General features: G+C 63.5%; 16 protein-coding genes and 1 pseudogene. 3 read left to right on the forward strand and 14 right to left on the reverse strand.

The features are described from left to right. Positions 1–5 precede the first annotated feature (5 nt). Both BJ997_RS12365 and BJ997_RS12370 read right to left on the reverse strand, forming a co-directional pair. Positions 6–422: a phage holin family protein gene (locus BJ997_RS12365; RefSeq protein WP_035840845.1), complete on the reverse strand. Its 417-nt coding sequence runs from the start codon at positions 420–422 to the stop codon at positions 6–8. A 216-nt stretch (positions 423–638) separates the two neighbouring features. After that, positions 639–1,208, reverse strand: a complete 570-nt coding sequence (locus BJ997_RS12370) for an HhH-GPD-type base excision DNA repair protein (protein ID WP_035840843.1) — start codon at positions 1,206–1,208, stop codon at positions 639–641. Between the two features lie 125 nt (positions 1,209–1,333). On the opposite strand from BJ997_RS12370, the gene BJ997_RS12375 reads away from it, so the two are divergent. Further along, on the forward strand, positions 1,334–2,992 hold the full coding sequence (locus BJ997_RS12375; RefSeq protein ID WP_183323493.1) for an ABC transporter ATP-binding protein: 1,659 nt from the start codon (positions 1,334–1,336) through the stop codon (positions 2,990–2,992). Positions 2,993–3,011: 19 nt separating this feature from the next. Here the strand turns inward: BJ997_RS12375 and BJ997_RS12380 are convergent, their stop codons facing one another. The 5 genes from BJ997_RS12380 to BJ997_RS12400 all read right to left on the reverse strand — a co-directional run bounded on the left by BJ997_RS12380 (position 3,012) and on the right by BJ997_RS12400 (position 7,987). Further along, the gene (locus tag BJ997_RS12380) at positions 3,012–3,953 is read right to left on the reverse strand and encodes an ABC transporter permease (protein ID WP_035838489.1); all 942 of its coding nucleotides are present in this window, start codon (positions 3,951–3,953) and stop codon (positions 3,012–3,014) included. Then, positions 3,950–4,954 carry an ABC transporter permease gene (locus BJ997_RS12385; protein WP_035838491.1) on the reverse strand — a complete coding sequence of 335 codons (1,005 nt, stop codon included), beginning with the start codon at positions 4,952–4,954 and terminating at the stop codon, positions 3,950–3,952. Before BJ997_RS12385 ends, BJ997_RS12380 begins: the two co-directional genes overlap by 4 nt. Before the next feature lie 87 nt (positions 4,955–5,041). Then, entirely contained in the window at positions 5,042–6,694 is a 1,653-nt protein-coding gene (locus BJ997_RS12390) for an ABC transporter substrate-binding protein (RefSeq protein WP_035838492.1), read from the reverse strand. 382 nt (positions 6,695–7,076) lie between these two features. Next, positions 7,077–7,493, reverse strand: a complete 417-nt coding sequence (locus tag BJ997_RS12395) for a GNAT family acetyltransferase (protein WP_035838499.1) — start codon at positions 7,491–7,493, stop codon at positions 7,077–7,079. Positions 7,494–7,525: 32 nt separating this feature from the next. Continuing rightward, entirely contained in the window at positions 7,526–7,987 is a 462-nt protein-coding gene (locus BJ997_RS12400) for a DoxX family protein (protein WP_035838501.1), read from the reverse strand. A gap of 98 nt (positions 7,988–8,085) precedes the next feature. On the opposite strand from BJ997_RS12400, the gene BJ997_RS12405 reads away from it, so the two are divergent. Then, the gene (locus tag BJ997_RS12405) at positions 8,086–8,358 is read left to right on the forward strand and encodes a DUF2277 domain-containing protein (protein WP_035838503.1); all 273 of its coding nucleotides are present in this window, start codon (positions 8,086–8,088) and stop codon (positions 8,356–8,358) included. Between the two features lie 291 nt (positions 8,359–8,649). On the opposite strand, the gene BJ997_RS12410 is transcribed toward BJ997_RS12405, so the two are convergent. The 7 genes and pseudogenes from BJ997_RS12410 to ychF form a co-directional block, all read right to left on the reverse strand. Further along, the gene (locus BJ997_RS12410; protein ID WP_035838505.1) at positions 8,650–9,324 is read right to left on the reverse strand and encodes an SDR family NAD(P)-dependent oxidoreductase; all 675 of its coding nucleotides are present in this window, start codon (positions 9,322–9,324) and stop codon (positions 8,650–8,652) included. A 229-nt stretch (positions 9,325–9,553) separates the two neighbouring features. After that, positions 9,554–10,258, reverse strand: a complete 705-nt coding sequence (locus BJ997_RS12415; protein WP_035838506.1) for a class I SAM-dependent methyltransferase — start codon at positions 10,256–10,258, stop codon at positions 9,554–9,556. Positions 10,259–10,353: 95 nt separating this feature from the next. Continuing rightward, a complete protein-coding gene (locus BJ997_RS12420; RefSeq protein ID WP_152602307.1) occupies positions 10,354–11,031 on the reverse strand; it encodes a hypothetical protein in 678 nt (225 codons plus the stop codon). Positions 11,032–11,574: 543 nt separating this feature from the next. Next, positions 11,575–11,772, reverse strand: coding sequence for a ribonuclease HepT family protein (locus BJ997_RS12425; protein ID WP_035838509.1), 198 nt, complete (start codon positions 11,770–11,772; stop codon positions 11,575–11,577). A gap of 270 nt (positions 11,773–12,042) precedes the next feature. Continuing rightward, on the reverse strand, positions 12,043–12,255 hold the full coding sequence (locus tag BJ997_RS21545) for a nucleotidyltransferase family protein (RefSeq protein WP_052542538.1): 213 nt from the start codon (positions 12,253–12,255) through the stop codon (positions 12,043–12,045). A 101-nt stretch (positions 12,256–12,356) separates the two neighbouring features. Then, a pseudogene (locus tag BJ997_RS22105) lies at positions 12,357–12,473 on the reverse strand (nucleotidyltransferase domain-containing protein); the annotation flags it as partial. 155 nt (positions 12,474–12,628) lie between these two features. Continuing rightward, positions 12,629–13,702, reverse strand: a complete 1,074-nt coding sequence (ychF, locus tag BJ997_RS12435) for a redox-regulated ATPase YchF (protein WP_035838521.1) — start codon at positions 13,700–13,702, stop codon at positions 12,629–12,631. 63 nt (positions 13,703–13,765) lie between these two features. Between ychF and BJ997_RS12440 the strand changes: the two genes are divergently transcribed. Then, entirely contained in the window at positions 13,766–14,380 is a 615-nt protein-coding gene (locus BJ997_RS12440; protein WP_035838511.1) for an exonuclease domain-containing protein, read from the forward strand. Positions 14,381–14,448: the final 68 nt, after the last annotated feature.

Consider the following 14,448-nt stretch of genomic DNA (forward strand, 5'->3'; position numbering starts at 1 on the left):
GGACGTCAGTCCCGAACGTTGGACGCCTGGCCGCGAGAATTCTTGGTTCCCTTGACCGCCTCACGCAGGAAGATCATGGGCAAGAAGAACGTTGCCAGAGCCGTCACCAGCCAGACGATCAGCGTGCCCAGAATCCATGTCTGCCAGCCCGTGATGACCAGACCATTCGAGATGAGCGAGGCGATCAGCAGGGCGGCAAACGTCGACAACAGGCCGACCCCGCCCAGGAAGGCCGGTGCGTTTCTCGCCGTCATCTTGGTCATGAACGGCGCCAGAATGCTCTGCACTCCGGCGAAGATCAGCACCGTCACAAGGAATCCCTGCCAGGTGAGAACGAAGTCTTGAAGAAGCAGAGAGGCTACCCAGAGGCCGAGAGCCGCCGAACCGACAAAGATTGCTGCCCGAATAAGAAAGCGGATCATGGCTGACTTCCTTCCTTGCAACGTGGATGCGGCCGAAAAACCCGCCGCGATTACGCGGCCAGAATACTGCGGCTGCGCACTCTTCGCCATGGGCGGGTGTTCTCCGACACAGGGTGCAGCACTTCTCCTCGGTCGACGAGTACGTCGCGTCGTTTCCGACGGATGTCCAGACCGCGCTTCTGGAGATTCGTCGGGTGATCCGAAGGGCGCAGCGAGCTAGGCCTTCTTCGCTGCGGCTTTGACTGCCTGTTTCGTCGCGCGAACCCGGGCAAGCGTCTCGGCATCCACGATGTCGGCGACAGAACGGAAGCACCCGTCTTCTCCGTAGGCGCCTGCGGCTTCTCGCCAGCCCGGAGCCGTGAGGTCGCGCTGCTTGCCCAGCAGGGCCAGAAAGATCCTGGCCTTCTGCTCACCGAATCCGGGCAGAGCCTTCAGCCGGCGGAGGATCTCCGCGCCGTCAGGCGAACCGTCCGTCCAGAGGGAGGCGGTGTTCCCATTCCAGTCGCTCACGATGGCCTCGGCGACGGCCTGGGTTCGCGCCGCCATCGACCCCGGGTACCGGTGCACGGCGGGTGACGTGCGGAATACCTCAGCGAAGGCATCCGCTTCGAAGTCGGCGATCGCCTTCGGCTCCAGAGTACCGATCCGGTCGCGAATCTTCGCTGGCCCGGCGAAAGCGGTCTCCATGGCTACCTGCTGGTCGAGGAGCATTCCCACCAGGAGGGCAAACGGATCTTCGCTCAGGAGGGTGTCGGCGGCGTCATCGCCCGTGATGTGCAGCGTCATGGACCAAGAATACCCGGGATTGATCGAGAGGGTTCGAGGAGCCCTCCCCGGGCATTGCGTTACGGACAGATAAAGCTTGCTGGAAATCCGCTCCCTTGTGCCGTTCTCTGCGGCAGGATGGGGCTATGGATATACCAGCGATACCCCTGCTGCGCGTTCGCAATCTTGCCGTCTCCTTCCGCACGACGGCGGGGGAGGTCGACGCGGTGCGCGGTGTGTCCTTTGATATACCGCAGGGCGAGACCCTGGCGATCGTGGGTGAGTCCGGTTCCGGCAAGTCGACAACGGCCATGGCCATCATCGGGCTGCTGCCCGCAAACGGGCGAGTGACCGGCGGGAGCATCGAGTTCAACGGCCGGGAGTTGATCGGTCTTCCCGAATCGGAGATGCGCGGTATCCGCGGTGCCGCTATCGGGCTGGTGCCTCAAGACCCGATGTCGAACCTGAATCCGGTCTCCCGCATCGGGACCCAGGTCGCCGAAACCCTGCTCGTGCATGGCAAGGCGACGCGCAAGAACGTGCAGGCGCGCGTTATCGAAACCCTCGCAGCAGCGGGACTGCCGAATGCTGCAGAACGCGCGCGGCAGTATCCCCACGAATTCTCCGGTGGCATGCGCCAGCGGGCCCTCATCGCCATCGCGCTGGCCTGCGCTCCGCGCCTGCTCATCGCCGATGAGCCGACGAGCGCCCTCGACGTGACAGTGCAGCGAACCATTCTGGATCAGATCGACCGGATGACTGCAGAGTTGGGCTCGAGCGTGCTGCTCATCACGCACGACCTCGGACTCGCGGCCGAACGCGCGTCACAGTTGGTGGTCATGCACCGCGGACTTGTGGTCGAGACGGGCCCGGCTGCGCAGCTGCTGCGCGATCCCCAGCACGAGTACACCCGCGCGCTGGTCGCCGCAGCACCGAGCGTTGCAGCCATTCGCGCCCAGTCCGGAGCACTGCGCGCCGTGGCGCGGCTTGCGGAGGCTCCGGCCGGCACCCGCGCCGCACCCGACAACATCGTCGAAGTGCGGGGACTCACGAAGAATTATCCAGTTCGCGGGCAACGTGAACCGTTCGTCGCCGTCGACAACGTCTCCTTCGATATTCCGCGCGGGCAGACCGTTGCCATTGTCGGTGAGTCCGGTTCCGGCAAGACGACGACGGCACGGATGCTGCTGCGCGTCTTCGATCCGACCTCCGGGTCGATCGCGTTCAACGGCCAGGACGTCGCCCAACTCACCAAGAAGGCGTTGCGCGATTTTCGAGAACGGGTGCAACCGATATTCCAGGACCCGTATTCCTCGCTGAACCCGTCGTTCACGATCGGACGAATCATCGAAGAACCCCTCGTGGCCTACAAGCGAGGCTCACAAGCGGAACGTCGCGCCCGAGTGACGGACCTGCTCGATCAGGTGGCGCTTCCCACGAGCATGCTGCGCCGCTACCCGAGCGAGCTGTCGGGCGGCCAGCGTCAACGGGTCGCCATTGCCCGGGCCATCGCCCTCAACCCCGACCTCATTGTCTGTGACGAACCTGTCTCCGCCCTCGACGTGCTCGTGCAGGCGCAGATTCTTGACCTGCTCGGGGAACTACAGAACCGCCTCGGACTCAGCTACCTGTTCATCTCGCACGACCTGGCCGTCGTGCGACTGATCAGCGATCAGGTGTGCGTCATGAAAGACGGAGCGATCGTTGAAGCAGCGCCGTCTGAGGAGCTGTTCAGCGACCCCCAGCATCCGTACACTCGCATGTTGCTGTCCTCCATCCCGGGCAACGAGCTGCAGATCGCCTGACGCGGCCGGGACCGGATGACTAGGCGCGGCGGCCTCGCGGGTCCAGGGACTCCCGCAGTGCTTCCCCGAAGAGGGTGAAGCCCAGGGCCGTTATCGCAATGCAGATACCGGGCAGGAAGGCCAACTGGGGCGCGATTGCCAGGTCGTTCTGCGCGTAGGTCAACATGCGGCCCCATTCGGCGGTTTCCGGTCGCCCGCCACCGAGGCCGAGGAACGACAGAGCGGCCGCATCGATCACGGCCGTGGCCAGACTCAACGTGCCCTGCACCACGACAGGTCCGAGGCTGTTGGGAAGCACATGGCTCATGGTGACGGTGCGGCGGCTCAGTCCGAGCGTTTGGGCTGCGAGCACGTAGTCAGCGGTGCGCTGCTGCAACATCGACGACCGCAGCAATCGCGCGAAAATGGGCACCTGACTGGCCCCGATGGCGATCATGATCGCGAGCGGCCCCTGGCCGAGCACGGCGGCGATGCTCACGGCGAGGAGCAGGTTCGGCACCGATAGCAGAATATCGACGAGCCGCATGAGAACGTTGTCTACCCAGCCGCCGAATGCCCCGGCGACGATGCCGATGAGCATCCCGCCGGCGAGCCCGAGCGCGGTGGACACGAGCCCGATGACCAATGACGCCCGGGCGCCCCAGATCAGTTTGGACAAGACGTCGCCGCCGAAGCGGTCGAGTCCAAGAGGGTAGCCAGGCACCTCTCCGATTCCGGGGATGCGGGTGGGGCGGATCTCGCGCTGCCCGGGAAGATCCTCACCGCCGTACGGCGCTAGCCAGGGCGCGAGCAACGCGACGAGCACGAAGAGCAACACGATGATCGCACCGGCGACGGCCTGAGGATTGCGGCGGAGCCGTTGGAAGGCATCCGCCCACAGGCTGGAACCGTGGTCGGCTCTGTCACGCTTCGGCGGTTGCGGAGCGCCGCCTGCGACGGAAGGAGGGATCACCGAGCTCATTGCACACGCACCCTGGGGTCGATAAGACTGTAACTGAGGTCCACGAGCAGATTGATCACGGCATAGAGCACCGCGATGAAGAGGATGAATCCCTGCAAGACAGGAAAGTCCCTCGAGAAAATTGCTTGAGCAAGAAACCGCCCAATGCCGCTGAACGCGAAGACAGTTTCGGTCAGCACCGCCCCCGAAATCAACAGTCCCAGCTGCAGGCCGATGGTCGTGACGACCGGAAGAAGCGCGTTTCGCAACACGAAGCGGTCCCGGATGGTGCGCTCGAGAATCCCCTTCGCGCGCGCCGTTCGCACGTAGTCGGCGCTGGCAACTTCGAGCACGGATGCCCGGGTGATGCGCACGATGATGGCCAGCGGGATGGTGCCCAGCGCGATGCCCGGCAGGATCAGATGCATGAATGCGTCCCAGGCCGCGTCATATTCGGCGGTCAGCAGGCCGTCAAGCACCCAAAAGCCGGTGAAGTGCGTGGCGTCGATGCGCGAGTCCTGTCTCCCATCCGGGGGAAACCATCCCAACTGCACCGCGAACACCCACTTGAGAATAAAAGCGAGGAAGAACACCGGGATCGTGATGCCGATCAGGCTCACCACCACGGATACGTGGTCCGCTGCCTTGCCGTAGTACTTCGCCGCGATGTAGCCGAGGGGCACACCGATCCCGATGGCGAAGATGAGAGCCACGAGGGTGAGCTCGATGGTGGCGGGAAACCGCAGGGCGAACTCATCGAGAACAGGACGCCCGGTCTCAATGGACACCCCGAAGTCACCCGTCAGGATGCGCTTCATGTAGGTCAGGTACTGCTCCACCACGGGCTCGTTGAACCCATAGAGCTCGTTGATCTCGGCGATTGCCTCCGGTGTGGCACGCTCGCCGAGGAGCGCGGTGGCCGGACCGCCGGGGAGGCTGCGCACCCACAGGAACAAGAGCAGGGACAACCCGAACAGTGTGGGAATCACCAAAGCGATTCGTTTTGCGATAACGCGGAGCACAACAACCTTCCGAACCTCGTGGGGAGGGTGCCGAAGCACTCTCCCCACGACCAGAACAACCGACTCAGATGAGAACTGTGGCGGCGCCTACTTGGTGAGCACGATCATGTTGAAGACCTCGTCGTTGACCGGGCTGACGGGGTAGCTTTCCACCCGGTCCGAGAACGCGAGCGACGGTGCGGGGTGAGCGAGAGGAATGGCCGGGATGAATTCGGCGATGGTCTCGTTGATGACTTCGTACATCGGAACCTGCTCCTCCAGGCTGCTGATGCCGCGAGCCTCGGTGAGCGCGGCGAACAACTCGGGATTGTCGAAACCGAATTCGAGGGAGGACGTGCCGAAGAACACTCCCACGAAGTTGTCGGTGTCGTTGTAATCGCCCGTCCAGCCGAGAAGGTGGATGCCGTGGTTCTCCGAGCCCTGGATACGGTCCAGGTAGTCGGGGCTCCACGCGTTCGGCTGCGGGTCGATCGTGATGCCGATCGCTCCCAGCTGGGCGCTGATGTTGGTGAAGACCTCTTCCGGGGTCGGCATGTAGGGCCGCGAGACTCCGGTCGGGTAGTTGAACTGCAACGTGAAGCCGTCGGGGTAGCCGGCGTCGGCGAGGAGTTGCTTGGCAGCTTCCTGGTCGTAGTCATATGTCGTTACGTCGTCGTTGTAGCCGGCGACAACGGGCGGTATGAACTGGGTGGCCAGCTGCGTGCCTTCCGGAAGCGTCTGGTCGATCAGCTGCTGCTTGTCGATGGCCAGGGAGATTGCTTCACGCACCCGCACGTCCTGAAGCTCAGGTACTGACTGGTTGATTCCAAGGTAGAGGATCGTGAACGGGTCGCGCGGAACGATCTGGAATCCCGCTGTCTCGAGGGCGACGGTGTCTGCCGGAGCGACGAGGTCGTATCCGTCGATGCTGCCGGCCTCGAGCGACTGGCGACGAGCCTGCGGGTCATCGATCACGCGGAAGATGATCGACTGAACGTCACCCTGCTCGCCCCAATAGTCGGAGTATGCGCTGAGCTCAAGCTGTGAACCGATCTCCCACGAGTCGAAGGCAAAAGGCCCCGTTCCCGTGGGGTGGCCCTGCGCGTACTCGCTCAACGCCGGGGCTTCCTCCGACCCGCCGATGTCGTCGGCGGCGAATTCCTCGAGCGCGGTGGGGCTCTGCATGGAGAAGGCCGGCAGCGACAGGGCCGCGATGAAGCCGGCGAAGGGCTGGGCGAGAGTCACGGTGACCTCGCCGGTATCTCCTGTGCTGCAGCTGTCGTAGACAGCACCTTCGGGGTTATCGGCGTAGGCACGGAACAGGTTGCCGTAGTAGTACGCCACGCTCGGGCTCTGGGCGATCCCGGTGAAGTTGAACCAGCGATCGAAGTTGAAGCAGACGGCCTCGGCATCAAAATCGGTGCCGTCGTGGAAGGTCACGCCCTCCTTGAGCGCGAACGTGTACGACAGGCCGTCGTCCGACTGGTCCCAAGACTCGGCCAGGAGGGGTGCGGGGTCGGCGGTGCCCGGGGCGACACCGACCAGGCCTTCAAAGATCTGCCGTGAGACGCGGAAGGATTCGCCGTCGCTGGCGAATGCAGGATCGAGGCTGGCAGGGTCGCTGGACGCGGCGAAGACGAATGTGCTGTCGACATCGCCCGCCGCGGTATCGTCCCGGTCGCTCTGTACACAGCCCGTAAGAAATAGTGCGGACGCCACGACTGTGGCCGTGGCCATCAGCCCCCGACGCCGAGTCTCCATTGTGAACACGTGAATTTTCTACCCCCTAGTGAAATGCCACGATGCGTGACAACTAAACTCGCGAACCGCCACCATTGGCGAACCGACTTAGGTTGAGGCTATGCGCAAGTTGTTTCGAAAGCATTACCTCCCCCCGAATGTGGCATAACGTTTCGACAACGGTCCCGAAAAACAAGAGTGCCGATCAGAGGCATTTTGCCCCCGTCTTCCTGGCCCTCACCGCGCTCTCACCGTCCCTTTCCGCCACCTTCTCCTGCCCTCCTCCTCTCTCGCGTCGCGCTGGCAAAACCGGCTTATGCGACCGGTATACCGCTGGCGCGAGCAGGTTTCGGGCGCCCGACGCAGCGAGCGCCGCCTCCCCCTGCCACGACTTGGGTCTCGTCTAGTCGGGGATGATCCGCTTGCCGAAGCTCACGGCCTCATCGGCCGCGTAACCGAGCGCCCGATAGAAGGCGATGGCGCGTTCATTGCCGGCCCTGATCTGGAGGTTGACTTTGGGGCAGCCGCGTTTCAGGAGCAGCCGCTCGACCTCACCCATCAGCCGCCGGCCGAAGCCCGCCCCCTGATGTTCGGGAGACACGGCAAGGTAGTTGACCCACCCTCGGTGCCCGTCGTAACCCGCCATAATGCTGCCCATAACGGCATCCTGAACAGTACCCACGAGGAAAAGCTCAGGTTGTACGGCGAGCTTGCGCTCAATGTCCACGAGGGGGTTATTCTGGGGCCGCGTGAGGCCACAGTCCGTCCACAACTGCACGACGGCATCGGTATCGGCGGCGTTGAACGGGCGCATGATCATGGTGACCAGTCTCGCAGCCGGCCGGCAGCTCGCTATCCGTGCGCCCGGCGACGCCACCAACGCCGGAGAGCCGCCCATGCACCGGTCGACCACAGCGCCCAGACGACGAGAAGCGGTTGGAAAAGCAAGCGGATGAAGCGATCCCGATCGGTGTTGAGCCCGAACGCATCGGTGCCGGTCGTAAACTGCGAGATGTTTCCGGGAAAGATGATGATGAAGAAGCCCGCGACGACCAACCCCACGAGCACACGATGCTTCGCGAGGACGAGCAGGGCGATGCCGAGGGCGATCTCAACAGCTCCAGAACCGAGAACGACCAGGTCTGGTTGCAGCGGCACCCACGCCGGTACCTGCGCCTGAAACGACTCCCTGGCGACTGTCAAGTGGGTGATTCCGGCGAAGCCCAAGGCCAGCCCGAGAGCGATGCGCCCGACGGTGCGGAGGATGGACGCGCGTCCGGCCTTCTGGGGATCCTGCGACGCCTGCTGAGTCATTCTCACACGCTAACACCCGCGAAACAGGCCGCCCAATGACATGGGCGAGCCCGTGCGCGACGCGTGACGACTCTCGGTTGATTTGATATTCTGGGCTCATGTGCCGGAACATCTATACGCTGCATAATTTCGAGCCAGCCGCCACCGACGATGAGGTGCATGCGGCTGCCCTGCAGTTCGTGCGCAAGATCACCGGATCCACGAAGCCGTCGAACGCTAATGCAGCGGCTTTTGATCGCGCCGTTGAGGAGATCGCACACACCTCGCGGCATCTGCTTGAGGACCTGGTGAGCGCGGCACCTCCCAAGAACCGTGAAGTCGAAGCGGAGAAGGCCAAAGCCCGCTCCGCGAAACGGTTCGCAGCCGCTTGATTTGGAAGAGGCTGGACACGAGCCCGCGACGCCGGTAGCCGGACGAGGCTGGCTCGGGGCAGGATCGCCTACGCCTGAGGACGCCGCCAATCCGTCGCCAGAAGTCCAACTACCCAGTCGTCTTCCCTGGCACGGCGCCCCGTGGCGCCAAGCCGCAGGACGCCTTCGACGTGAAACCCGCGCGTCACGGCGAGGCCTATCGCTCATCACGGACGAACCGACCAGCCAACTTGATACAGCCACCCCGCTCGGGTCGCGCTCCCCATCTACGACCTCGCGCCTGACGTCGCTTTACTCCCTGCCGTCCTCAAGCGGGATGAGCATGGTGCGGAACGGACCGGCAACGGCGTGCAGATCCCAGATGCGATCGGCGACGCCGTCGATGCCGTTGGCGAGCTGAAGCTGTGGGATGCCGCCAGGAATCACCAGTTGATTGACACGGATGCCTTCAGTGTCGAGGGCATCGTGGAGCATCTCGCCGTAGGCGCTCTCGGCCGGGAAAGCGACCGATGTGCCGGCGAAGTCGGCGCGGGCCTTCACCGACGTTCCGCCATTGATCATGATGATGCTGCCGCTGCCTGCCTGCCGCATCGCGGGGAGCACCGCACGCACCGCGTGGATGAGTCCGAGGGCCGAGAACTGCAGTGCTTCCAACGCCAGCTCGGGAGTCATCTCCAGCACCGGCTTCAGGTAGTCGCGCGACGGCAGCGGGCTATATTGCAGCGCGGTGATCGGCCCGAGCTCTGCCGCGGCACGCGCAAGGGCAGCTTCGAGCGTCGCCGGAATGCGGACATCCGCGGCGTAGGCACTCGCGGTGAAGCCGGCAGCTGTGAGGTCGGCTGCCAGAGCGTCGAGTTTCGACTGGTTCCTGGCGATCAGGGCAATTGAGAAGCCTTCGCGCCCGAACCTGCGCGCAACGGCTGCGCCGAGTCCAGGTCCGGCTCCGATGATGGCGATGACGGGCACGATGGTCTCCTTCGTTTGATGCCGCTGTGACGACTATCGCGACAAGCTTGAGCCTAAACGTTGAACCTGAACTCCACCACGTTCCGTCACAGGGAGGCGCCGCGCGTCTCAACGACGGACACTGGCGACGGGATGCTCGCACAGGGAAGGGACTTCGACTTCGCCGCGAACGGGAACGCCGACCCCGCCACGACTCATGTATGTACGAACGAACGACCGTCCATGACCCTCAGGCGGCTTCGAGGACGAAGAAGATGAAGGACAGGAACGCTGTCCTCTCGCCGTTGAGGATGCGCGGTGGAAGGAGCTCGTCTGGTGCATCCGGAGAAGGCGCTGGTTCGCTCACTGTGGCGACAACGTATCCCGCCGACGTGAAGGCATCGAACATCGCGTGAAGTGGCCGGTGCCAGAACGTCAGGACCGCAGGCTTGCCACTGAACTCGTAATCCTCCGAGTACTGCCGGATGGCGAAGTAGTCCTCGGTTGGCTGGGTGATCACGTTGACCGTGGGGTGATTGACCGACAGGATCAGGCGACCGCCCGGCTTCAGCACGCGCCGAAGTTCGGCAAGCGGGGCTGACCAGTCCTCCAGATAGTGAAAGACCAAGGAGGAGACGACGTCATCGAAGGAGTCATCGGCGAAAGGCAGGGGCTGACTGAGGTCGGCCACAGAGAGGTCCACGGTCGAGCCCAAACGCTGTCGTGCCAGTTCGAGCATCGCCGGGCTGGCGTCGAACCCCGTCATGATGGCGCCCTTCGCGCTCAATGCCGCGGACAGGGGCCCGGAGCCGCATCCTGCGTCCAAGACCCGGCGGCCGTTCACGTTGCCGGCGAGCGCGATCATCGCCGGCCGTTCGTAATGGGCGTTGAGAAGGCAGGACTCGTTCTCCGCCGAGTAGCTATCGGCGAAACCCTCATAATGGTCGGGTTTCATGATTCCCTTCTATCGGTCAACACGCATGGTCCGTGCGGTCGGCCCGCTTCCAACAAGCTGGGTGTCGCGCGACCTTCTTTCTCCATCCGCTCAACCTATCCCGCGCACCCAACCGCTGGCTTGGGTCGCCCGAGATGACCGACACGCTCCGCCTCTGCTACTCGGGGCTGACTCCTGGCCAGGTAGGTTTCGAGCTGCGCGTGCAATTTGAGGAACCCCTCGTCTGAGCGCGGGCGGAACCACCTGTTGAATTGTGCCGGGAGAAGCAGCACGCCGCTGCTGGGGCTGCCCGACGGGGAAATCAGGTGCAGGTCGATGGCTCGCAGATAGCGCCATCTCACCCTGGCAATCGACACCCCAACGGCGTCGACACGTGACCACGGAATCGTCGCCACGTTGTTGCGCTTCCCCCAGAACTGATCCCACACTCGGAGCCCATCCTCATCAACCGTGACGACTGCACGGAATGTGACGTCGTTCCAGGACGTCAGAACGGACTCGGGGTCGGCGCAGGCGATTTGCGAGGATACCTGACCCGATTTGAAGACCACGAATGTAGCATTCGGATGCTCACCTTCGAGTTCGGCGTGCAGCCGCAGCGCAGCTCTGTCGGCCAACGGATGCGTCACGGCAGCAGCGAGAAGGACCACCAAAGCGAGACATGCCAAGACCGCCGTCCCCACGAACCACACGAACTCATTGGGTGATGCGAAAACAACCGAAACGGCGGCGCCGCAGTAAATTCCGGCGGCCAGCACCGTCCCGGCAACCACAGTCCACCGCCACGAGGCGGACCGGAGAGAACCATCCGGTTTCAGATGTCCGGCGACGGGTACGCGGCGATACGGTCGCCGCTTGATTCCACGGTTGGACCTGTCCCTGAGATCGAAGTACACCCTGGGCGGAAGACAAAGCGCTAGACAAACAGCCAACGTGGCGCCCAACCACTTCGGAGGACTACCGACGAACATCACTGCGGCGCCGATGAGCAGGAGTATCCCGACAATCCCGCTCCAGACCGCCATGATGAATTCGCTACGATCCCGGCGCGCCCACAACGCGAGTGCTGCTCGAATTTCCCCCCACGTTCTCGTGCGTGCCATGAGGCTCATACTATCGATCACGACGATTCAAGCCTTGGGTCCCTTCGCCGCCTCACGGTCGAAGCGAGCGCGCGCTGTGGCCAATTCAGGAAAATCATCCGGTCTGCGACACACTCGACCCAGAAATCCAGCCTGACGGCGCCTCGGGAGTTGGATCTCCTGAGTTGGCCACCACACCCACGGACCTTCCTGAGCCGAGGCAGTTACCCGGCGTCAGGGTCGAGCGCAGCCCGAGCTTGGCAGACCATCGGTGCGAGCGACCTCTGCCAGGCCGGTAGATCCACGGTCGATCTGGTCGTACTGATGGATGATGAAGTTTCGGTTCGCGACGGCCAACGCCCATTCGATCCCATCGGGGGCGAGCACATCGAGCCGCATCATTCGATTTGCGGCCTCGCCGAGCTTCATCATCAGCGAGTCCCCTGCCTCCTGCAGAAGTCAATCAGCGAGAAACGCATCCTTGCCACGCTCGACAACCTCCGCGGACCGATCGAGCCAGCCATCGATGTGCAGCAGCTCCGTGGCAGTCTTGCGATCCACTAAAGCAACACCGCGTCTCGCCGAATGTCGTCGTGCAGGGCGGCATTGAGTCCGCGGTAAGAGATGAGGCCCCCTTACGATTTCAGTGAGATGCCCATATCTAAGTGGCGCATGACCGTCTGCAATGGAGCAATCGCTATCTCACTGAAATCGTAAAGGGGAGATGAGGTCGATTTCCCGGTCGAGTATCTGTTCGATCAGTCGCTTGAACCTGATAAACGCGAAAGAGGACGTGCCTGGCGGCGCGTCCACGAGAAGGTCGATATCTGAGTCCTGGCGAGCCTCGCCCCGCGCCACCGAGCCGAACACCGCGAGCCGCAGGTAGCCACATTCCACCGCCAGCGCTTTGAGCACGGGGGAGCCGCATCCAGCAATTCTTCGGGACGAACGATCTCAAGGTCGGGCGCGTTCCTGAGTTGCTGGCGGACCGCCGGCTGCGAGATGCCCAACGCGTCGCCGATCTGCTGCTGACTCATCCCCGTGGCGACCATCGCGCGAAGAGCGATGACACGACGCAACCGCGCGCCATCCTCATCGCGCCGGGCATCCCGATACTCCGCCACCAGGGTCATAAGACAATCTTATTCCCCACGATTCACCCCGTCGAGCCACTAATAATGACTCTTCCCGGCCTTCGATGCGGCCTAGTGAATCCACGATACGCCAAGAAAAAAGCGGTGACCGGCACGGGCGCCGATCACCGCCTCAAGTCCTGTACGCGACTCAGCTAAACATTAAACCTGAACTCCACCACGTCTCCGTCTTGCATGACGTATTCCTTGCCCTCGATGCGAGCCTTGCCCTTGGAGCGGGCCTCGGCGATCGAGCCGGCCTCCATGAGGTCTTCGAAGGAGAAGATTTCGGCCTTGATGAAACCCTTCTGGAAGTCGGTGTGAATCACACCGGCGGCCTGCGGGGCGGTCCAGCCCTTGTGGATGGTCCAGGCGCGGCACTCTTTCGGACCGGCCGTGAGGTAGGTCTGCAGGCCGAGGGTATCGAAGCCGATGCGGGCGAGCTGATCGAGCCCGCTCTCGGCCTGGCCCGTGGAGGCGAGCATCTCGGCGGCGTCTTCCGCGTCGAGCTCGCTAAGCTCTGACTCGAGCTTCGCGTCGAGGAACACCGCGTTCGCGGGGGCGACAAGAGCCGCGAGGGTGTCGAGCTTGGCCTGGTCCTGCAGCACGGCCTCGTCGACGTTGAAGACGTAGATGAACGGCTTGGCCGTCAGCAGACCGAGTTCGCGGATGGGCTCGATGTCGAGCTTGGCAGCGGACAGCGGCTGGCCGGCATCGAGGATCGCCTGCGCCTTGAGGGCGGTCTCGAGAACGAGCGGCGCCAGCTTGCGGCCCTTGACCTCCTTCTCGAAGCGCAGCACGGCTTTCTCAAGGGTCTGGAGGTCGGCGAGGATCAGCTCGGTGTTGATGGTCTCCATGTCACCCGCCGGGTTGACGGCGCCGTCGACGTGCACCACGTCGGGGTCAGCGAATCCGCGAATGACCTGGGCGATGGCATCCGCTTCACGGATGTTCGCGAGGAACTTGTTGCCGAGCCCCTCCCCCTCACTGGCGCCGCGCACGATGCCGGCGATGTCGACGAATGACACGGGCGCGGGCAGCAGGGTCTTGCTGCCGTAGATCGTGGCGAGCGCCGCGAGGCGAGAGTCGGGAAGGTTGACAATCCCCACGTTCGGCTCGATCGTGGCGAACGGGTAGTTCGCCGCCAGCACGTTGTTCTTGGTGAGGGCGTTGAAGAGGGTTGACTTGCCAACATTGGGCAGTCCGACGATTGCAATAGTAAGAGCCACGAGAGACCATTCTACCGGCTGCGTCGCGCGGGCCCTGTCGGTGGCGCATGAGAGCATTGCACCGTGCTGAACTTCACCGCAATCGACTTTGAAACCGCTAACTCGTCCGGCGCCTCGGCGTGCTCGGTGGGGCTCGTCAAGGTGCGCGACGGTGTGGTCATCGACAAGATCTACTGGCTCATCAAGCCGCCGACCGGACACGATGCCTTTCTCTCGTGGAACATGAAGATCCACGGGATTCATCCATCGGATGTGATCGGTGCCGACTCATGGGCCAGGCAGCTTCCCAAGCTGGTCGCGTTTGCCGGCGGCGACACCCTCGTGGCCCACAACGCCAGCTTCGACCTGGGTGTCATCAAGACGGCATCCACCGTGACCGGGCAACCGATTCCTAACTTCAGCTATCTCTGCAGTCTGCAGGTGGCCCGTCGCACGTACCACCTCGACTCGTATCGACTACCCCTGGCCGCCATGGCGGCGGGCTTCGACGATTTCGACCACCACAACGCTCTAGCGGATGCCGAGGCGTGCGCCGCAATTATCATCCACTCGGCAGCGCGACACGAGGCGGCCACGCTCGAGCAGCTGGCCCACATCACCCGGGTGAAGATGGGGGCCATCGGGCCCATCGCCATCCGCGAGCGAGCCGCCACCCACGGGCCGATGGCGCTGAACTGAGCGGAGCGCACGCCCCGACAGCCCCCGGCTCAACTGCCTGACGTGTGACCCTCGGACGGGCTGAAATC

It is taken from the genome of Cryobacterium roopkundense (assembly GCF_014200405.1).
GTDB classification, from domain to species: Bacteria; Actinomycetota; Actinomycetes; order Actinomycetales; family Microbacteriaceae; genus Cryobacterium; species Cryobacterium roopkundense.

Excerpts from the sequence above, each read along its gene's own strand:
- BJ997_RS12365 (WP_035840845.1), bottom strand. The coding sequence starts at position 422 with ATGATCCGCTTTCTTATTCGGGCAGCAATCTTTGTCGGTTCGGCGGCT.
- BJ997_RS12370 (WP_035840843.1), bottom strand. The coding sequence starts at position 1,208 with ATGACGCTGCACATCACGGGCGATGACGCCGCCGACACCCTCCTGAGC.
- BJ997_RS12375 (WP_183323493.1), top strand. The coding sequence starts at position 1,334 with ATGGATATACCAGCGATACCCCTGCTGCGCGTTCGCAATCTTGCCGTC.
- BJ997_RS12380 (WP_035838489.1), bottom strand. The coding sequence starts at position 3,953 with ATGAGCTCGGTGATCCCTCCTTCCGTCGCAGGCGGCGCTCCGCAACCG.
- BJ997_RS12390 (WP_035838492.1), bottom strand. The coding sequence starts at position 6,694 with ATGGAGACTCGGCGTCGGGGGCTGATGGCCACGGCCACAGTCGTGGCG.
- BJ997_RS12395 (WP_035838499.1), bottom strand. The coding sequence starts at position 7,493 with ATGATCATGCGCCCGTTCAACGCCGCCGATACCGATGCCGTCGTGCAG.
- BJ997_RS12400 (WP_035838501.1), bottom strand. The coding sequence starts at position 7,987 with ATGACTCAGCAGGCGTCGCAGGATCCCCAGAAGGCCGGACGCGCGTCC.
- BJ997_RS12405 (WP_035838503.1), top strand. The coding sequence starts at position 8,086 with ATGTGCCGGAACATCTATACGCTGCATAATTTCGAGCCAGCCGCCACC.
- BJ997_RS12415 (WP_035838506.1), bottom strand. The coding sequence starts at position 10,258 with ATGAAACCCGACCATTATGAGGGTTTCGCCGATAGCTACTCGGCGGAG.
- BJ997_RS12425 (WP_035838509.1), bottom strand. The coding sequence starts at position 11,772 with ATGATGAAGCTCGGCGAGGCCGCAAATCGAATGATGCGGCTCGATGTG.